The organism is Methylobacterium sp. A52T (assembly GCF_053346095.1).
Genome location: NZ_JBKFBI010000019.1, coordinates 31,357 through 50,919, shown reverse-complemented (window position 1 = coordinate 50,919; position 19,563 = coordinate 31,357). Strand labels below are relative to the sequence as shown.

General features: G+C 71.9%; 14 protein-coding genes. 9 read left to right on the top strand and 5 right to left on the bottom strand.

What is annotated here, in order from left to right:
• Nucleotides 1-120: 120 nt before the first annotated feature.
• The 4 genes from ACLBYE_RS07300 to ACLBYE_RS07285 all read left to right on the top strand — a co-directional run bounded on the left by ACLBYE_RS07300 (nt 121) and on the right by ACLBYE_RS07285 (nt 5,879).
• A complete protein-coding gene (locus ACLBYE_RS07300) occupies nt 121-1,404 on the top strand; it encodes an efflux RND transporter periplasmic adaptor subunit (protein ID WP_447693644.1) in 1,284 nt (427 codons plus the stop codon).
• 21 nt (nt 1,405-1,425) lie between these two features.
• Nucleotides 1,426-4,563 (top strand): efflux RND transporter permease subunit, encoded by a 3,138-nt coding sequence (locus ACLBYE_RS07295; RefSeq protein ID WP_447693643.1) that lies wholly within the window; start codon nt 1,426-1,428, stop codon nt 4,561-4,563.
• Between the two features lie 107 nt (nt 4,564-4,670).
• On the top strand, nt 4,671-5,228 hold the full coding sequence (locus ACLBYE_RS07290) for a DUF4337 domain-containing protein (protein ID WP_020090790.1): 558 nt from the start codon (nt 4,671-4,673) through the stop codon (nt 5,226-5,228).
• 123 nt (nt 5,229-5,351) lie between these two features.
• Entirely contained in the window at nt 5,352-5,879 is a 528-nt protein-coding gene (locus ACLBYE_RS07285) for a phosphate-starvation-inducible PsiE family protein (protein WP_447693642.1), read from the top strand.
• A gap of 187 nt (nt 5,880-6,066) precedes the next feature.
• Here the strand turns inward: ACLBYE_RS07285 and ACLBYE_RS07280 are convergent, their stop codons facing one another.
• Nucleotides 6,067-6,585, bottom strand: a complete 519-nt coding sequence (locus tag ACLBYE_RS07280; RefSeq protein ID WP_447693641.1) for a TspO/MBR family protein — start codon at nt 6,583-6,585, stop codon at nt 6,067-6,069.
• A gap of 131 nt (nt 6,586-6,716) precedes the next feature.
• Here ACLBYE_RS07280 and ACLBYE_RS07275 point away from each other — a divergent pair, with 131 nt between their 5' ends.
• The 4 genes from ACLBYE_RS07275 (at nt 6,717) to ACLBYE_RS07260 (ending at nt 11,047) form a co-directional block, all read left to right on the top strand.
• The gene (locus ACLBYE_RS07275) at nt 6,717-7,919 is read left to right on the top strand and encodes a trans-sulfuration enzyme family protein (protein ID WP_447693640.1); all 1,203 of its coding nucleotides are present in this window, start codon (nt 6,717-6,719) and stop codon (nt 7,917-7,919) included.
• A 106-nt stretch (nt 7,920-8,025) separates the two neighbouring features.
• Nucleotides 8,026-8,505, top strand: coding sequence for a hypothetical protein (locus ACLBYE_RS07270; RefSeq protein ID WP_056531494.1), 480 nt, complete (start codon nt 8,026-8,028; stop codon nt 8,503-8,505).
• Between the two features lie 269 nt (nt 8,506-8,774).
• Complete coding sequence (locus tag ACLBYE_RS07265; protein ID WP_447693639.1) at nt 8,775-9,704, top strand: AEC family transporter; 930 nt, start codon at nt 8,775-8,777, stop codon at nt 9,702-9,704.
• Nucleotides 9,705-9,817: 113 nt separating this feature from the next.
• The gene (locus tag ACLBYE_RS07260) at nt 9,818-11,047 is read left to right on the top strand and encodes an acyl-CoA dehydrogenase (protein WP_447693638.1); all 1,230 of its coding nucleotides are present in this window, start codon (nt 9,818-9,820) and stop codon (nt 11,045-11,047) included.
• A gap of 151 nt (nt 11,048-11,198) precedes the next feature.
• Here ACLBYE_RS07260 and addB read toward each other — a convergent pair whose 3' ends face one another.
• Nucleotides 11,199-14,360: a double-strand break repair protein AddB gene (gene addB / locus ACLBYE_RS07255; protein ID WP_447693637.1), complete on the bottom strand. Its 3,162-nt coding sequence runs from the start codon at nt 14,358-14,360 to the stop codon at nt 11,199-11,201.
• Between the two features lie 121 nt (nt 14,361-14,481).
• A complete protein-coding gene (gene tcuA, locus ACLBYE_RS07250; RefSeq protein ID WP_447693636.1) occupies nt 14,482-15,978 on the bottom strand; it encodes an FAD-dependent tricarballylate dehydrogenase TcuA in 1,497 nt (498 codons plus the stop codon).
• A gap of 116 nt (nt 15,979-16,094) precedes the next feature.
• Here tcuA and ACLBYE_RS07245 point away from each other — a divergent pair, with 116 nt between their 5' ends.
• Nucleotides 16,095-16,748, top strand: coding sequence for a GntR family transcriptional regulator (locus ACLBYE_RS07245; protein ID WP_447693635.1), 654 nt, complete (start codon nt 16,095-16,097; stop codon nt 16,746-16,748).
• A 14-nt stretch (nt 16,749-16,762) separates the two neighbouring features.
• Here the strand turns inward: ACLBYE_RS07245 and tcuC are convergent, their stop codons facing one another.
• Nucleotides 16,763-18,070 carry an MFS transporter gene (gene tcuC, locus ACLBYE_RS07240; RefSeq protein WP_091979345.1) on the bottom strand — a complete coding sequence of 436 codons (1,308 nt, stop codon included), beginning with the start codon at nt 18,068-18,070 and terminating at the stop codon, nt 16,763-16,765.
• Nucleotides 18,071-18,094: 24 nt separating this feature from the next.
• On the bottom strand, nt 18,095-19,483 hold the full coding sequence (locus ACLBYE_RS07235) for a 2-hydroxycarboxylate transporter family protein (RefSeq protein ID WP_447693634.1): 1,389 nt from the start codon (nt 19,481-19,483) through the stop codon (nt 18,095-18,097).
• Nucleotides 19,484-19,563: the final 80 nt, after the last annotated feature.

The following is a 19,563-nucleotide window of genomic DNA, read 5'->3' as shown; positions in this document are numbered from 1 at the left end:
GGTTGCAGGTCGAGCGCCGTGAACGGCCGCGCTCCGGCCGCCCCGATCACCTGCGGCGCGAGGCCCGGCGACGGCCCGGCCGGATGGCGCTATGCTCGGACTCCGGTGGAGTGGCTCGCCATGAAAACGCCGACCTGCCCGGCGAGGGAGGGGCAATACCAGTCCAGCGCCGCTTGCGAGGCCCCCGTCGTGAACTCCGTCCGTTGGCGCGCGCCCCGCCTCACGCTCCTGTGCGGGCTCGCGATCCTCGCCGGTGCGCCGGCCCGGGCCGTCGAGACCGCCGCCGTTCCCGACGCCGCCGCCATCGCGCCCGCGGTCACCGTTGTGCCCGCCGAGACCCGCGAGATCGTCGAGCGGGCCGTCGTCACCGGCACGCTGGTCCCCCGGGACGAGATCCTCGTTTCCCCCGAGGTCGAGGGGCTGCGCATCACCGATCTCCTCGTCGAGGAGGGCGACCGCGTCACCAAGGGGCAGGTCCTCGCCAAGCTGTCGCTGGAGATGATCGTCACCCAGGAGGCGTCGAACGCCGCGGCGATCGCCCGGGCCGAGGCGGCGATCGTCCAGGCCCAGAGCCAGATCGTCCAGGCGGAGGCCGCCAACCTGGAGGCCAAGCAGGCGCTCGAGCGCGCCCAGGCGCTCGCCAAGACCGGCAACGCCACCGCGGCCGTGCTGGAGCAGCGCGTCTCGGCGGCGCAGGGGGCCGAGGGCCGCCTCGCCGCCGCGAAGGGCGGCCTGCAATCGGCGCAGGCCGACCTCGCCACGGCACGGGCCGCCGGCGCCGAGATCGCGCTGCGGCGCGCCCGCACCGACATCCGCGCCCCCGAGGCCGGGATCGTCAACCGTCGCACCGCCCGGATCGGCGCCACCGCCACCGCGGCGGCCGAGCCGCTGTTCCGGCTGATCGCCCGGGGCGAGATCGAGCTGGAGGGCGAGGTGCCGGAGACGTCGCTGGCGCGCATCCACGTCGGCAACCCGGCGAGCCTCGACCTCGACGACGGCCGACGCCTCGCCGGCAAGGTGCGCCGGGTCTACCCGGAGGTCGACCGGGCGACGCGGCTCGGCAAGGTGCGCATCCGCCTCGGCGACGATCCGGCCCTGCGCATCGGCGCCTTCGCGCGCGGCAACGTCGAGATCGCGCGCCGCACCGGCGTGGCCGTGCCGGTCTCCAGCCTGCTCTACGCGGCCGACGGCCGCGCCAGCGTGCTCGTGGTGAAGGACGGGCGCGTCGAGGCGCGGTCCGTGGCCGCGGGCCTGTCCGCCGACGGCTTCACCGAGCTCCGCTCCGGCGTCGCGGCCGGCGAGAGCGTCGTGGCCCGCGCGGGGAGCTTCCTGCGCGACGGCGACCGGGTGCGCCCCGTGCCGGCGCCCACCAGCACGCCGATCGCCGACGCGGCCCCGCGGTAGGACGAGTCGAAGGATCCGGCCATGCGCCTCAACGTCTCCGCCTGGGCGATCCGCAGGCCCCTGCCCTCGGTGGTCCTGTTCCTGGTCCTGATGATCCTCGGGCTGGTGAGCTTCCGCGCGCTGCCGATCACCCGGTTCCCCAACATCGACATCCCGATCGTCTCGGTGACGATCACCCAGTCGGGCGCCGCGCCCGCGGAGCTTCAGACCCAGGTCACCAAGTGGGTCGAGGATTCGGTCGCCGGCGTGAAGGGCGTCAAGCACATCCTCTCGACGATCACGGAGGGCACCTCCACCACCACGATCGAGTTCCGCCTGGAGGTGAACCAGGACCGGGCGACCAACGACGTCAAGGACGCCATCGCCAAGATCCGCCAGAACCTGCCGCGGACGATCGACGAGCCGATCGTCTCGCGCGTGGAGATCGCCGGCCTGCCGATCATGGTCTACGGCGCCTCCGCGCCCGCCATGACGCCCGAGGACCTGTCGTGGTTCGTGGACGACGTCGTCGCCCGGGGCCTCCAGAGCGTGAAGGGCGTCGGCGGCGTCGAGCGCCTCGGCGGCGTCGCCCGCGAGATCCGCGTCACCCTGAAGCCCGACCGCCTGCTGGCGCTGGGCATCACCGCCGCGGACGTGAACCGGCAGCTGCGCCTGACCTCGGCCGACATGGCCGGCGGCCGGGCCGAGGTCGGCGGCCAGGAGCAGTCCATCCGGGCGCTGGCCGCCTCGGCGAGCCTCGAGACGCTGGCCAAGACCTCCATCGTGGTGCCGGGCAACCGCAAGGTCCGCCTCGACGAGCTCGCGACCCTGTCGGACACCGCCGAGGAGCCCCGCACCTTCGCGCGCTTCAACGGCGAGCCGGTGGTCGCCTTCGCGATCTCCCGCGCCAGCGGCGCCAGCGACGCCGACGTGTCGGTGGGCGTCGCCAAGAAGATCGCGGCGCTCCACGCGGCCAATCCCAACGTGCGGTTCGACCTGATCGACACCAGCGTCGTCAACACGATCGGCAACTACCACTCGGCCATGATGGGCCTGATCGAGGGGGCCCTCCTCGCCGTCGTGGTGGTACTGCTGTTCCTGCGCGACTGGCGCGCGACCCTGATCGCCGCGGTGGCGCTGCCGCTCTCGGTGCTGCCGACCTTCTGGGTGATGAGCGCCCTGGGCTTCTCGCTCAACGCCGTCAGCCTGCTGGCGATCACCCTCGTCACCGGCATCCTGGTGGACGACGCGATCGTGGAGATCGAGAACATCGTCCGGCACATGCGGATGGGGAAGTCGCCCTACCGCGCGTCGCTCGAGGCCGCGGACGAGATCGGCCTCGCGGTCATCGCCATCACGGCGACGATCATCGCGATCTTCTCGCCGGTGTCGTTCATGGGCGGCATCGCCGGCCAGTACTTCAAGCAGTTCGGCCTGACCATCGCGGCCGCGGTGTTCATGTCGCTGCTGGTGGCGCGCCTGATCACGCCGCTGCTCGCCGCCTACTTCCTGCGCGACCACGGGCCGGACCACGAGCGGGACGGCGTCGTCATGCGCGGCTACACCCGCCTCGTGGCGTGGTCGGTCCGGCACAAGTTCATCACGCTGGTGCTCGGCCTCGCGTGCTTCGCCGGCTCCATCGCCTCCACGGGCCTGCTACCCGCGGGCTTCCTGCCGGCGGAGGACCAGGCCCGCACCCTGTTCGTGGTGGAGCTGCCGCCGGGCGCCCGCCTCGCCGACACGGTCCGGGTCACCGACCGCATCGAGGAGAAGATCCGCGCGCTGCCCGAGGTGAAGAGCGTGTTCGTGGACGGCGGCCGTCAGCTGCCGGCCAAGAAGGAGGTGCGCCTCGCGAGCCTCACCATCAACCTCACGCCGAAGAACGCCCGCGACAAGACCCAGAAGCAGATCGACGCCGAGGTCGCGGCGATCCTCCGGGAGGAGCCGGACCTGCGCTTCTGGGCCCTGCGCGAGGGCGGCCAGCGCGACCTCGCGCTGATCATCGCCGGCCCCGACAAGGCCGTGGTGGCCGAGACGGCGGCCAAGCTCCAGCGCGAGGCCCAGCAGGTCCCGCACCTCGTCAACGTCATGTCGACGGCCCCCCTCGACCGGACGGAGGTCCGGATCCGGCCGAAGCCCGCCGTGGCGGCCGATCTCGGCGTCAGCACCGACACCATCGCCGAGACCGTGCGGGTCGGGACGATCGGCGACATCGGCATGAACCTCGCCAAGTTCAACGCCACCGACCGGCAGATCCCGATCCGCGTGCAGCTCCCCGAGAGCGTGCGCGGCCGGCTCTCCGACCTCGAGACCCTGAAGGTGCCGGTGAAGGGCGGGACCGCCGTCCCGCTCGCGACCGTGGCCGACATCAGCCTCGGCCAGGGCCCGACCGGCATCGACCGCTACGACCGCGCCGTGCGCGTCGCCCTGGAGGGCGACATGCAGGGCACCGACGCCCTCGCCGCGCTGATCGGCCAGGTGATGAACCTGCCGACCGCCAAGAACCTGCCGCCCGGCGTCACGATCAGCCAGACCGGCGACGCCGAGGTGATGGGCGAGGTCTTCGAGGGCTTCGCGCTGGCCATGGGCGCCGGCCTGATGATGGTCTTCGGCGTGCTGATCCTGCTGTTCGGCAACTTCCTGCAGCCGCTGACGATCCTGTTCTCGCTGCCGCTCTCCATCGGCGGCGCGATCCTGGCGCTGCTGATCTGCCACATGCCGATCTCGATGCCGGTGGTGATCGGCATCCTGATGCTGATGGGCGTCGTGACCAAGAACGCCATCATGCTGGTGGACTTCGCCGTCGAGCAGATCCGCGCCGGCGTCGACCGGAACGTCGCGATCGTCGATGCCGGCCGCAAGCGCGCCCGGCCGATCGTGATGACCACCATCGCCATGGCGGCCGGCATGGTCCCCTCCGCGATGGCCTACGGGATCGGCGGCGAGTTCCGCTCGCCCATGGCGGTGGCGGTGATCGGCGGCCTGATCGTCTCGACGGTGCTGTCGCTCGTCTTCGTGCCGGCGATCTTCGTGCTGATGGACGACCTGTCCCGCCTGCTGACGCGGCTGTTCGGCCGCTTCATCGGGGAGCGCGACGATCCGGAGGATGCCCCCGTCTTCGATCCGGCCCATCCGGCCAATGACGGGCACCCGCCGCCGCCGCGGATCGCCGCGGAGTAGAGCGGGTCGGCGCGGAGAGCGTTTGCCGGATCGGCGGCGCGGATTGCGTCGCGCGCCGCGATGGGCTGTGACTCGGCCCCGCCGAATCAACGGAGGCGAGCGAGACGATGTCGGGTGGTCACGGGGCGGTCGAGGGGTCGAACAAGCGCGTGGCGCTGCTGATCTCGGTGCTGGCGCTGTTCCTCGCGTTCAGCGAGACACTGGGCAAGGCGTCCCAGACGGATTCGATCGGCGCCAACGTCGAGGCCGCGAACCAGTGGGCCTATTTCCAGGCCCGCACGATCCGCGCGACGGTGCTCAAGACCGCCGACGAGGCCCTGGCGCTGGTGCCCCCGGGACCGAACCAGGAGGCCATCGCCGCCAAGCGCGCCGAGTGGTCGAAGACGCTGGCGCGCTGGGATTCGGAGCCGTCGACCGGCGAGGGCCGCAAGGAGCTGTCCGAGAAGGCCCGCGCCTCGGAGGGCCGGCGCGACCTCGCGCTGCTGCGCTACCACCATTACGAATTGGCCTCGGCGGCCTTCCAGATCGGCATCGTGCTGGCCTCGGCCGAGGTCATCACCGGGATCAGCCTGCTGGTCTTCGCCGGCGGCTTCCTGGGCCTCGCCGGGGCGGCGCTGCTCGGCTTCGGCTACCTCGCGCCGCACGCCCTGCCGTTCTTCCACTGAGCGGCCCCGGCCGCCGGCAGCGACGTAACGCCACCCCCGATCCCGATCGATCGAGGACAAGCGTCGCCGCACTGGACGCGCGGTCCGGAAGCTGATCGTCTCGGCGCATTCCAGGGGGGAATGATGTCGGACCAATCAGAAGACCAGGGCCGCCTGACGAAGGTCGCCAGCGCGATCTTCCTGCACACCGAGCACGCGATCTACGCGGCGCTCGGCATCCTGCTGGCGCTCACCGCCCTCGTGGCGCTGATCGAGGCAGCCGGCATGACCTGGGAGGCGATGCGGGCACTCGGCGGCGCTCAGCAGATCCTCGAGGTGATCGACCGGCTGCTGTTCCTGCTGATGCTGATCGAGATCCTGCACACGGTCCGGGTCTCGATGCGGTCGGGGACGCTGACCTGCGAGCCGTTCCTGATCGTCGGGCTGATCGCCTCGATCCGGCGGGTTCTGGTGATCACCCTGCAATCGTCGGAGATCATGCACGCCAAGGACTGGTCGCCGGAGAAGCAGGCGCTGTTCCAGGCCTCGATGATCGAGCTCGGCGTGCTGGCGGGGCTGATCCTCACGATGGTGTTCGCGATCTTCCTGCTGCACCGCGCCCGCGACGACGGCAAGCCGGCCGGCGAGGAGAAGCCCGAGCACGTGTCCTGAGAGCCGCGCGCCTTCGCGGCGTTCACGAAGGACTTGCACTCATCCCTACGCCTGACGGCGTCCGGATTGCCCTGACCGTCCTCGCGAGCGCAGCGAAGCGATCCGGTTGCGCCACGCCGACCGAGGTACCGCCGCACTGGGTCGCTCCGCTCGCGACGACGGCGGGAAACCGAACCGGAAACGGAAATCAGTTCATCCGCAGGATCGCGGCGTTGAGGAGCGTCGCGAAGGCGACCCAGGCCGCGTAGGGGACGAGGAGCCACGCCGCGGGCCGGTCGAACCGCCAGGTCAGCCGGATCGTCCAGAGCACCATCACCAGCAGCATCGCGACGACGATCAGGCCGGCGCCGATCGCGTGGGCGGAGAAGAAGACCGGCGTCCAGGCGGCGTTGAGGGCGATCTGCACCAGGAACGCCGCCAGGGCGAGCCACCAGCCCTGCCGGCTCGGCCCCGTGCGCGGCATGGCGCCGAGCAGGCGCCAGAGCGAGACCGCGATCATCGTGTAGAGGATCGTCCAGGCGACCGGGAACACCCAGTTCGGCGGGTTGAAGGCCGGCTTGTTCAGGCTCGCGTACCAGCCTGGGATCTCCGCCTGGGTCGACACCGAGCCGACGGCGGCGGTGGCCGCGACGGGCAGGATCGCGGCGGCGAGGCGCAGCCAGCGCGGCAGGGGCGATCCCTCGGGGACCTGTGTGGCGGCGGTCATGATCGTCTGTCTCCACGGGGCGTGGCTTGAGGCGCGGCATGTGGCCCGGCATGTGGCGCGGCATGTGGCGCGGCTTGCCGGCACCCGCGCGCCGTGGCACGCGCCCGTCTCCATCCGCCGAGAATCGCCAGATGTCACAGCCTTACGCGCCGCAGGGTCCGTCGGATACCCGGAGCGACGCCGAGCCGGAATACACGCGCCGGAGCCTCGCCGCCCAGGCCATGGGGCGGATCGAGCCGGAGACGCGGGCGGTGGTGATGCCGCTCCACGTCGCCACCACCTTCATCCGCGATCCCGACAACGGCTACAGCTCCGGCTACAGCTACGCGCGGCCGGACAACGCCACGGTGCGCGAGGCGGAGTCGGTCCTGGCGATGCTGGAGGGCGCCGCCGCCGGCGCGCTGCTGTTCGGCTCGGGGATGGCGGCGGCGACCGCGGTGTTCGGTGCGCTGGAGCCCGGCGACCACGTGGTCGCCGGCACGGTCATGTACTGGGCGCTCAAGCGCTGGCTGCGCGAGGAGGCGCCCCGGCGCGGCCTCACACTGAGTTTCGTGGACACGGACGATGCGGACGCCCTGCGCGCCGCGATCGAGCCCGGCCGGACCAAGCTCGTCTGGATCGAGACCCCCGGCAACCCGCTCTGGACGGTCACCGACATCGCCGCGGCGGCCGAGATCGCCCACGCGGCGGGGGCGCGGCTGGCCGTGGATTCCACGGCCGCCTCGCCGGTGCACACGCGGCCCCTGGAACTCGGCGCCGACATCGTGATGCACTCGGCCACCAAGATCCTCAACGGCCATTCCGACGTGGTGGCGGGCGTGCTGGCGGGCGCGCGGGCCGACGCGTTCTGGGAACGGATCCGGGGGATCCGCGCCGGTAGCGGCGGCATCCTGGGGCCGTTCGAGGCCTACCTGCTGATGCGCTCGCTCCGGACCCTGCACCTGCGGGCGGCCGCGCAGGCGACGGGCGCCCTGCGCCTCGCCGGGCGCCTGAGCGGGCACCCGCACGTGACCCGCGTCCTCTATCCGGGCCTCCCGGACGATCCCGGCCACGCGGTCGCCCGCCGGCAGATGAGGGACGGGTTCGGCTTCATGCTGTCGATCCGGGTCGCCGGCGGCGAGGCCGGCGCCATCGCCACGGCGGCGCGGGTGCGGCTCTGGAAGCGGGCGACCTCGCTCGGCGGCGTCGAGAGCCTCATCGAGCACCGCGCCTCGGTGGAAGGTCCGGGCAGCCCCTGCCCGCCGGACCTGCTGCGCCTGTCCACCGGCATCGAGGACCCGGACGACCTGCACGGCGATCTCGACCAGGCCCTGCACGGCGCCCACGCGGGCTGATCGTCGCGGGCTGATCGTCGCGGGCGCGTGGTGCCGAACCGGCTCCTGGCGCGTTGTGCCGGCAGTTCCGGCGGCGCGAACCGCCACAGATCGCGAGTCTGACGACATGACGACCCGTTCCCGCACGATGGTCCCCGGCACCTTCGCGCTGCTCATCCTGGCGCTCGCGCCGGCCTCCGCCCGGGCCGACGCGGTGCCCGATCTCGACGTCGAGCGGACCTGCCGTTCGGCTCAGGTCGCCAACACGAGCATCAGCGACAAGGCGAATTACGACGGCTGCATCCGCTCCGAGCGCGACGCCAAGAAGGAGGCCGAGCGCCACTGGAGCAGTTACACGCCGGCCGCGAAGAGCCAGTGCCAGAACCAGTTCAAGGCGGGCGGCTTCCCCTCCTACGTCGAGATGGTGACCTGCCTGGAACTGGCGTCCGGCACGGTGCCGACCCAGAGCGCCGAGGGCGGCCGCGCGGTGGGCGGGCCGGGTGCGCCGAAGGACGTCAAGGTGCAGCGGGAGGGCGGCGCCAACCTGACCAAGGAACCGCCCGCGAGCCAGCGCACGGATCCGATCCAGGTGCTGGAGAACAAGTAGGCGGCGCGGGCGCCGTCACGCGCCGCTGTCGGCCGTCGTGACGGAGGGGAAGTCGACGCTCTCCGACGCTCTCCCGGCCGGCGCGTTGCCGGGTGCCGGCGATGAGGGCCAGCGCCGCCGCGGCGACCCGGGCGCGCTCGGCGGCGCGGTGATTCTCCCCCTCTCGTCCGACATGCCAGCACAGCTTCCCACGGGGCGCGACGCGGCGCGCGGGCGTGCTATGGGCCGGGTCCTCCCCCCGCGCACCAGACCCCGCTCCCGCCGGCCCCGTGAACGCCCTCGCCATCATCGCCCCGATCTTCGGGATCGTCCTGATCGGCTGGGCGGCCGCCCTCGCGGGGCTCCTCTCCGACAAGGTCAGCGACGGGCTGTCGGAATACGTCTTCGCCGTCGCCGTCCCGGCGCTGATCATCGCCACGCTGACCAAGCCCGGGATGAGCGGGACCATCGCGTGGTCCTACTGGGTCGCGTATTTCGGGGGCGCGGCGATCTCGTGGTCCGTCGGCACGCTGATCGCCCGGCGGCGGGCCGGGATCGAGCGCCGGGGCGCGATCCTCCACGGATTCGCGGCGAGCCAGTCGAACACGGTGTTCGTGGGCGTCCCGATGATCCTCCAGGCCTACGGCGAGGAGGGCGCCTTCCCGCTGTTCATGCTGCTGGCCGTCCACCTGCCCCTGATGATGGGCAGCGCCACCTTCCTGATCGAGTCCGATTCCGGCCTGCCGGTCCTGGCGCGGATCCGCGGGCTCGCCCTGGTGCTGCTGCGCAACCCGATCTTCGTGGCGCTCCTGATCGGCATGGCCATGAAGGCCCTGGGCCTCGCGCCGGTCGGCATCGTCCAGTCGCTGATCGACGCCTTCGCCGGCACGGCCTCCACCTGCGCCCTGGTGGCGCTGGGCGCCGGCCTGAAGCGCTACCGGGTGCTGTTCGACCTCAAGGGCGCGCTCGTGATCGCGCTCCTGAAGAACCTCCTGCACCCGCTGGCGGTCTGGGTCCTGGCCTTCCACGTCTTCGCGATGCCGGCCGCCTACGCGGGCGTCGCGACCCTGTTCGCCGCGATGCCGGTGGGGATCAACGCCTACCTGCTGGCGGCGCGCTACCGGACCGAGACCGGCATGGTCGCGGCCTCGGTCCTGGTCTCGACGCTGCTGGCGCCGCTCACGACGCTGCTCTGGCTCATGCTCCTCGGCCGGGCGTGACGGCGGCGCCCCGGCGTCACCGCGCGCGTTGGACCGGGCGGCGCGCGGGTCTAGGGTAGGGTCAAGGGCGCGGGCCGCGAAGACCCGCGCCACCCTGCAGGCGAGGAATCTCGATGAACGCTCCGATGCGCCCTCCGGGCAGCGCCTCCCCGTCGGCCCCGGCCTCGGCCCGCTTCGTCTGGGAGGATCCCTTCCTGCTGGAGGATCAGCTCACCGAGGACGAGCGGGCGATCCGCGACGTCGCCCAGAGCTTCGCGCAGGAGCAGCTTCTCCCCGGGATCGTCGAAGCCTACGCCTCCGAGAAGACCGATCCCGGCCTGTTCCGGAAGATGGGCGAGCTCGGCCTGCTCGGCGTGACCCTCCCCGAGGAGTACGGCTGCGCGGGCGCCTCCTACGTGGCCTACGGGCTCGTGGCGCGGGCGGTCGAGGCGGTGGATTCCGGCTACCGCTCGATGATGAGCGTGCAATCCTCCCTGGTGATGTACCCGATCCACGCCTACGGCTCGGAGGAGCAGCGCGAGAAGTTCCTGCCGAAGCTCGCCTCGGGCGAGTGGATCGGCTGCTTCGGCCTCACCGAGCCGGATGCCGGCTCGGACCCGGCCGGCATGAAGACCAAGGCCGAGAAGATCGACGGCGGCTACCGGATCTCGGGCGCCAAGATGTGGATCTCGAACGCGCCCTTCGCGGACGTCTTCGTGGTCTGGGCGAAGTCCGACGCCCACGAGGGCGCGATCCGCGGCTTCGTCCTCGAGAAGGGCATGAAGGGCCTGTCCGCCCCGACGCTGAAGGGCAAGCTGTCCCTGCGCGCCTCCACCACCGGCGAGATCGTCATGGAGGGCGTCGAGGTCGGCGAGGACGCGCTGCTGCCGAACGTCTCCGGGCTGAAGGGGCCGTTCGGCTGCCTCAACCGGGCGCGCTACGGCATCTCGTGGGGCGCGATGGGCGCCGCCGAGGATTGCTGGCACCGCGCCCGCACCTACACGCTGGAGCGCAAGCAGTTCGGCCGGCCCCTGGCGCAGACCCAGCTCGTCCAGAAGAAGCTCGCCGACATGCAGACCGAGATCGCGCTGGGCCTCCAGGCCTCGCTCCGGGTCGGGCGGCTGATGGACGAGGGCCGGATGGCGCCCGAGATGATCTCGCTGGTCAAGCGCAACAATTGCGGCAAGGCGCTGGACATCGCCCGCACCGCCCGGGACATGCACGGCGGCAACGGCATCATGGGCGAGTACCACGTGATGCGCCACGCCCAGAACCTCGAGACGGTGAACACCTACGAGGGCACCCACGACGTCCACGCCCTGATCCTGGGCCGGGCCCAGACGGGGCTGCAGGCGTTCTTCTGAGGCGCGGAGGACGCGCCTCCCACCGGATCACCTCATCCTCAGGTGCGGCGCAGCCGCCTCGAAGAAGTCCCCCGGGATCGCGGCGATATCCGGAGGCTTCCTCGAGGCCTGAGCTGCGCTTCGGCACCTCCGGATGAGGGCGCGGGCGGGGTCACTCCCCGCCCTCGTCCCCGGCGAGCGACCACTCGAGCACCCGGGCGAGGTGGTCGTAGGCGCCGTACCGGCTGGCATATTGCGGGTAGGGCCGCGCCGTGTAGGCCGCCTCGCCGGTCATGAACCGGGCCACCAGCCCCCGGAGCCGCGCGGCGTGCTCGGCCACGATCGCCTCCACGCCGCGCTCCTCGCCCCGCGGCGGCTTCACCGGGATCGGGACGAAGGGCTTCCGCCCGCCGGAGGCGTGGACGTAGAGCAGGTCCGGCGTCGTCTTCACGGCCGGCAGTTCCGCGAAGGCGCCGTGAATCAGCATCGCCGCCTCCAGGGTGAGCTGCGGCGAGAACCCGGAGAAGATCATCTTGCCCGAGGGCGGCGTCCCGGTCTTGTAATCGACGATGCAGGCGGTGCCGTCTGGCCGCAGCTCGATCCGGTCGGCCCGGGCGCGCAGCGTGAAGGTCTCGCGCCCCATCGGGATCGCCCAGCGGCCGGAGACCTCCGGGTAGACCCGGGTCAGGCCGGGCCGGCGCTGGGTCTCCCAGTCGAGATAGGCCGAGGCCATGCGCTCGTAGCGCGGCCACCACTCGGCGTAGAGGTTGGGGTACTCCGCCTCGATGTCGCCGAAGGCGTTCACCGCGAAGTTCAGCAGCCGCTCCGCGGAGTCCGGCGGCAGGTCCTTGGGATGGCGACTGGCGAATTCCGCGAAGACGTCGTGCACCAGGGAGCCGCGGGTGGCGACGCCCGGCGCCGCCGCCAGCGGATCGAGCGGGTCGAGCCCGAGCACGTGGCGGGCGAAGATGCTGTAGGGATCGCGCACCAGCGTCTCGATCTCGGTGACGCTGAGCGAGCGCGGGAACAGCGCCGGGTCCGGCTTCGGCGCGGGGCGCTTCAGCCGCGGCTCCGGCGGCGCCGCGTCGAGCCGCGCGGCGAGGCCCGCGAGCCGGCGCCCCGCGTGGAGGACGCTGTCCCAGCGGGCGTCGCCCGAGAGCGCGCGCAGGCGCTGGATCAGGCGCGACGGCACGGTCGGCGCGCCCTCCCGCTTCAGAGCCCGGGTGATCACCGCGTCGCGGCAGCCGAGCGCCTGCACGAAGTCGTGGGCCATCTGCCCGATGCGCCGCTCGGGCGGGTTGAGACCGACCCGCTCGCGCATCGGCCGGTTGAGGAACGAGTCGGTCAGCGTGCGCACCGGCCAGACGCCCTCGTCCAGCCCGCCGAGCACCACGCGGTCCACCGACAGGAGGCGCGCCTCCAGCAACCCGAGGATGCGCAGCCGCGGATGCGGCGCCTCGCCCGAGCAGGCGACGAGGCGCTCCCGGGCGAGCGACGTGAAGAAGGTGGCGTAATCGTCGAACCGTCCCGGCATCAGGCCGGGCTCGGCCATCTCCAGGTCGTCGAACAGGGCATCCAGGCAGGACAGGGAGCCGTCCGTCTCCTCGGGCGCGTCCTCCGGCCCCGCGATCAGCCGGTCGCACGCCGCCCGGTGCCCGGTGGCGGTGGTGACGAGGTCGCAATCGCCAGCCCCGTCCGGGCCCGGGAAATCCCGGAACACCAGCTCCAGCCGGTCCAGGAGGTTCGCGGCCAGCTCCCAGTCGACGTCCTTCAGGCGGCGCTTGGCCCGGGGCCGGTGCTCGGGCGGCCCGGCGCGCTCGGCGGCGAGGGCCTTGCGCAGGCCGTCGAAGCCCGGGGCCGGGACGGGGCCGCGCAGCAATCCGATCTCCAGGGCGGCCGCGCCCCGGACCACGTCGGGACGCGGCAGGCCGAGATGGACCATCGGGTGGGAGAGCAGCGCGATCAGCCGGGCGGGGATCGCGTCGGCCTGATCGCGGGCGAGGTCGGCGGCGAGTTCCGCCGCGAGCCGGGCGAGCCGCCCGGCCGGGCTCACGGCCAGGGACAGCCCGGCGGAATCCTCGGCCACGATACCCCAGCGCAGCAGTTCCACGGCGACGCGGCCGGCGAGCCCGCGGTCGGGCGTGATGAGCGCCGCGGTCGCGCCGGGGGTCTGCAGGGTCTCGCGCAGCGCCAGCGCCGCGACCAGCGCCTCCTCGCGCTCGTCGGCCGCCTCGGCGAGCGCGAGCCCCTCGAGGCCGAGGCGGGCGACGGTGTCGCGCGCGGCCGGCTCGAGGGCGGCCCACGCGTCGGTGGTGTCGGCCGGCCGCAGGGCCTGCGACAGGAGCGCGGCCCGCGCCGCTTGGCCGGGGTGGGGCTCGCCGAGGGCGACGACCTCGGCGCGGTCGAGGTTGAGGTTCTCCGGTCCGAGCAGCCGGTGCAGCACCGCCTGCGGATGGCCGTGGGCGATCACGCGGGAGAAACCCTCGCCGGTGTCGATGCCGTCCCAGCCGGCCGCGTCGAGGTCGAGATCGAGCCCGGGCAGGACCACGGCACCGTGGGACAGCTTGGCCACGGCGGCGATGAGCCGGGCCGTGGCGGGGACGGAGCCCAGCGAGCCGGCGACGATCACCGGGTCCCGCGTCGCGCTGCGCGACAGGCGCCGCTCCTCGGCGAGCACGAGCCCGCGGGCGCGGGCGACGGGATCGGCGAGGCCGCGCTCGGCCAGGAGCTTCGGCCAGTTCTCCGCGGCGATCTTCACGAAGTCGAGGGTCAGGCCGAAGTAGCGGGAATACTCGGCCTCGACGGCGGCGCCGATCTCCGACCAGGGCAAGCCCTCGACGGTGAGCGCGTCCATCAGGCGCTCGAGATCGCCGGCGAGCCCGACCGCGTCGGCGGGGGAGGACGGCACCAGGAACGGCACCTCGGCGTCCAGCGGCAGCAGGGTCCGGTCGACGGTCCTGGCCCAGGCCTGGACGAGGCGGGCCAGGATCAGCCGGCGCTCCAGCGGCGGCATCGGGATGCTCAGAGGATCGGCGTTCTCCTCCAGCAGCGGCTCGGCGGCGAGGTCGAGTTCGGCCTCGTCGGCCTCGCCGAGGGGGATCATCCGCGGCAGCAGCGTCGCCCGCCCGGGCGCGTCCCGGCCGAGCCTCTCGGCCAGGATCGCGCCGAGCGCCCGGGCCGCGCGGCGGGTCGGCAGGTAGATCGTGACGGAGGCGAGCGCCAGCGGATCGTCCGCCACCGGCCCGACGAGGCGGCCGGAGAGCAGCGCCTCGGCGAGCGTCGGCAAGAACGGGACGCCGCGGGAGATGGTGAAGACGGCCTGTCGGGCGGGCATGGCTGGGCTTCTACGCCCGCGCCGGGGCGGCGGACAGGGGACGATGGGCCGCTGGGGACCGATCGCGCGGCTCCCCCTCCCCCGCACTGCGCAATAACGCGGTCGCGCTCCGCCGCTGACCTCAGCCCTTCGCCCTCGCGGCGGCGCCGTAGCCGGCGCGGCGGCCGAACACGACGCCGGAGGTCAGCCCCGAGCCGCCGGGATAGCCGTTGAAGAACACGCCGCCGACCATCTCGCCGCAGGCGTAGAGGCCCGGGATCGTGCCGCCGTCCGCGCGCTTCACGCCGCCGTCGTCGCCGACCTCGACGCCGCCGTAGGTGAAGGTGATGCCGCCCGTGACTGGGTAGGCCTTGAACGGCCCGGTCTCGATCCTCTGCGCCCAGTTCGACTTCGGCAGGGCGAGCCCCTTCGTGCCGCGCCCGTCCTTCACGGTCGGGTCGAAGGGCACGCTCTCGTCCACGGCGGCGTTGAACGCCGCGATGGTCCGCCGCGCCGCCACGCGGTCGATGCCCTCGAGCTTGTCGAGGAGCCCGTCCAGGGTGTCGGCCTCGACGAAGTGCGCGTCGTGGAACCGGTACTCGCTGTAGAGCAGGTGATCGACCTTGGCGTCGAAGACCTGCCACGCCACGTGGCCGGGCTGCTCCATGATCGAGCGGCCGAACTGGGCGTAGGTGTAGTTGCGGAAATTCTTGCCCTCGTCGACGAACCGCTCGCCGTTCGCGTTCAGCATGAGGCCCAGGAAGTAGCAGATCTTCCGGTAGTGCTTGCGCTCGCCGTGCGGCAACTCGAGATTGCCGTAATCGGGGGTGTGCAGGTCCATCGGCGTGGCGTGGCAGCCGCCGTAGAAGCCGTGGGCCTTCGCGCCGAGGTCGAGCGCCATCTGCAGCCCGTCGCCCTGGTTGTGGGGCGTGCCGCGCACCCGGGCTTTGTCCCAGCCCTCGCCGATGAAGCGTGTCCGGAGGGCGGCGTTCGACTCGAAGCCGCCGCAGGCCAGCACCACGGACGTCGCCCGGACCGGACCCTGCGGCGTCTCCACGCCGACGACGCGCCCATCCTCCACGATCAGGCCCTGGGCCGGGCAGCCGTAGCGGATCTCGCCGCCGGCCCGGGTGAAGGCCTCCAGCTCGGCCCGGGCGAGACCGAAGCCCTCGTCGTGGGTCGCGAGCGTCAGGCCGCCCCAGAACACGAAGCGCCCGTCCTTCTCGAACGATTGCCGGGAGTAGATCGGCTCGAACTTCACCCCCTGCGTCGCCAGCCAGCGCAGGGCCGCGCCGCTCTCGTCGATCAGGATGCGCTGCTCGCGCGAGAGCGGCCGCCCGTCGTTGAAGCCGAGCAGGTCCGCCTCGAATTTCTGCGCCGTGTAGGCACCGAAATCGGTCCGCGGCAGGCGCGGGTCCTCGGGATCGACCAGCAGCGGCATCAGGTCGTCGGTGCCCGCGTAGACGAAGCGCATGGCCCCGGCCGTGTAGGCGGTGTTGCCGCCGGCGAGGTCCCGCTCCGCCTTCTCAATCATCAGAACCGAAGCGCCGCGCTCCAGGGCGGCGAGACCGGCGCTCATGGCGGCGTTGCCCGAGCCGACCACGACCGCATCCCACGGCGCATCGTCCGGACGCTGCATGCCTGCCTCCTCTCCTGCGACTGCTCTCGGCGAATTGTATACGTCTGCATGCAATTTCTCGCAAGCGTTTCGGGCGCCACGGTTTCGCGCTATGGCCGAGCCGAGGAGAGCCGGACATGAAGGCCAGCGAAGCGGAGCGCTCCAGCGGTGCCGGCGCCTACGAGCGGCTGCTGCGGGCGATCGAGGAGGGCGAGCTCGCCCCCGGCAGCCGCCTGCGCGAGGCGGAGCTCGCCGAGCGGTTCCAGATCAGCCGCACGCCGGTCCGCGAGGCGCTCGGCCGGCTGGAGGCGCAGGGACTCGTCGCCCACGAGCCGCACCGGGGCGCCAGCGTGGCGCAGCTCGACTACGGGCAAGTCAGCGAGCTCTACGACCTGCGCGAGGTGCTGGAGGGGACGGCCGCGCGCCTCGCGGCGATCCACGCCAGCACGGTCGAGACCGAGATCCTGGAGGAGATGGTCGCCCGGGACCGGACGCTGCTCGGCGACGCGCCCGCGCTGGCACGGACCAACCGGCTGTTCCACCGCCAGATCCACGGGGCGGCGCGCAACCGCTTCCTGCAGAGCACGCTGGAGACGATGCGCCTGTCGCTGGTGCTGCTCCCGGGCGCCACCACGCTGGCGGCGCCCGACCGCGCCGCGGAATCGCTCGCCGAGCACGCGGCGATCGTGGCGGCGATCCGGGCCCACGACGGGGATGCCGCCGAGGCCGCGGCCCGGGCCCATATCCGCGCCGCCTTCAAGGCGCGGATCCGGATCTGGCAGGAGAGCTGAGGCCCCCCCGCCCCTCAGGCGTGGGCCGGCACGCGCTCCAGACCGGGCCGGCCGCGGAACAGGGCGAGCGTCGCGACGATGCCGCAGGCGGCTGCCGCCATCAGCCAGTAGCTCGGCGCCGCCCGGTCGCCGGTCTTCTCGATCAGGAAGGTCGAGACCATCGGCGTGGCCGTGCCGAACAGCGCGGTGGCGAGGCTGTAGGCCAGCGAGAAGCCGCTGGCGCGAACATGCGCCGGCACCACCTCGGAGAGCGAGACGACCATCGCGCCGTTGTAGACCCCGAAGAAGAACGAGAACCACAGCTCGACGGCGAGCATCTTGCCGAAGGTCGGATCGGCGACGAGCCAGTGCAGCGCCGGGTAGGTGGTCAGCAGCGACAGGGTCGAGATCGTCAGGAGCACCGGCTTGCGGCCGATGGCGTCGGACAGGGCCCCGCCCACGGGCAGCCAGACGAAGTTGGTGATCGCCACGAACAGCGTCACGATCAGGCTGTCGGTCTCGGTGAGCTTGAGGACGTTCTTGCCGAAGGTCGGGGTGTAGACGGTGATCATGTAGAACGTCACCGTCGTCATCGTGGTCAGCATCATGCCGAGCAGCACGATCCGCCAGTTGGCGGCCACCGTGGTCAGGATCTCGCGGGTGGTCGGGTGGCGGGTCCGCTTGGCGAATTCCTGCGTCTCCTGGAGCGACCGCCGGATGAAGAAGATGAACGGCACGATCAGGCAGCCGATGAAGAACGGGATGCGCCATCCGAAATCGCCGAGCTGCTGCTTGGTCAGGAACGCGTTCAGCCCGTAGCCGATCAGGGCGGCGAACATGATCGCCACCTGTTGGCTCGCCGACTGGAACGACGTGTAGAAGCCGCGCCGGCCCGGCGTGGCGATCTCGAACAGGTAGATCGAGACGCCACCGATCTCGACGCCCGCCGAGAAGCCCTGCAGCAGGCGCCCGGCCAGCACGATCAGCGGGGCCGCGACCCCGATCGTGTCGTAGCTCGGGCAGAAGGCGATGAGCACCGTGCCGCTCGCCATGATGGCGAGGGTGATGATCAGGCCCTTCCGGCGGCCGATCCGGTCGATATAGGCGCCGAGCACGATCGCTCCGAGCGGCCGCATCAGCGCCCCGAGCCAGAAGGTGCCGAAGGTCAGGAGCAGCTCGGTGGTCTCGTTGCCCGAGGGGAAGAACGCCCGCGCGATGTAGGTGGCGTAGAACCCGAACAGGAAGAAGTCGAACATCTCCAGGAAGTTGCCGCTCGTCGAGCGGAGGATCGCGCCGATCCGTGACTTGAGCGTGGCCCCGACGGCCCCGGGATCACCGGCCATGACGACGTCCTTTCCGGGTGCCCGTTAGGCACCGATCCACTTCATGGCGACGATCGTGCCGGTCACCGTCAGCGCGCCGCCGATGCGCGTGGCGATCTGCGCGAAGGGCATCAGCGCCATGCGGTTCGCCGCCGTGAGGATCGCCACGTCGCCGGTGCCGCCCTGGCCGCTGTGGCAGGCGTTCACGATGGCGGTCTCGATCGGGTACATGCCGAGCCAGCGGCCGACGAAGAAGCCGACCGTCATCAGCGTCACGACGGTCGACACGATCGTGATCAGGTTCACCAGAGTGAAGGCCGCCATCAGCTCGTGCCAGGGCGTCAGCGCGACGCCGATGGCGAAGAGCAGCGGGTAGGTCATCGAGACCTGAACGAACTTGTAGACCACGAAGCCGCCGGCCTGGAGATGCGGCGACACCGCGCTGGCGAGCTTCGCCAGGACGGCGAGGAACAGCATCGCCACCGGCGCCGGCAGGCCGACGAGGTGGTGGGCCATGACGCCGAGCAGGTAGAGGGTGATCGCCGTGAGCCCGGCCGCACCGATCGTGGCGGGATCAATCTGGCCCTTGGCCGCCTCGGCCTTGGCCTGGGCGTCGCTCGACTTGATCCCGTCCGAATCGGGCTGGAGGCGGCCCTCGCCGGTGAGGTGCGGGTAGCGCTTGCCGACGGAGTTGAGCGTGCCCGACAGGATGATCGCGGTCAGTGAGCCCAGCATCACCGGCGGCAGCACCTGGGCGAAGACCACGCCCTGCTGCATCCCCAGGATCGCCGCGTAGCCGATGGAGAGCGGGATCGCCCCCTCGCCGACGCCGCCCGCCATGATCGGCACGACGATGAAGAAGAAGGTCTTGTAGGGGCCGAGGCCGAGGAGCGTGCCGACCAGCGTCCCGACCAGGGCCGCCGCCACCGAGCCGAGGGCGAGCGGCGCGAAGATCTTGAGGAAGCCCTTGATCAGGACCTCGCGGTCCATCCCGAGGATGGAGCCGACGATGATCGTGGCGATGTAGATGTAGAGGAAGTTGGTGAACTTGGTGAAATCGGTGATCGCCTTGACCATCTGCGGCGGCACCAGGGCGTAGTAGACCAGCGCCGAGGGGATGAAGGTCGCGAAGATCGCCCCGGCGCCGATATTCTTCAGGATCGGGATCCGCTTGCCGATCTCCGCGCAGGTGAAGCCGCCCATCACCAGCACGGCGATCATGGTCGGCCCGTCGGGCTTGATCTCGCCCTCCTGGACCAGGACGGTGAGGAGGATCGCCAGCACGACGAAGATCGGGAGCGGTATGATGCCGATCTTGAAGTCGATCAGCCGCCACCAGACGTCCGGCCAGAACCGGGCCGCGCGCCCGTCCTCGGCCCGGCCCTCCGCCGGCGACGGAATCGGGCTCGGGCTCGGTGAAACGGTGCTGGTCATGGCGTCCCCCCGGATCTCTGACCGCTCGCGGGCCGCTTCGCCGCGCCCTCGCGACCGCGCGCCGGGCCGCGATCCATTAG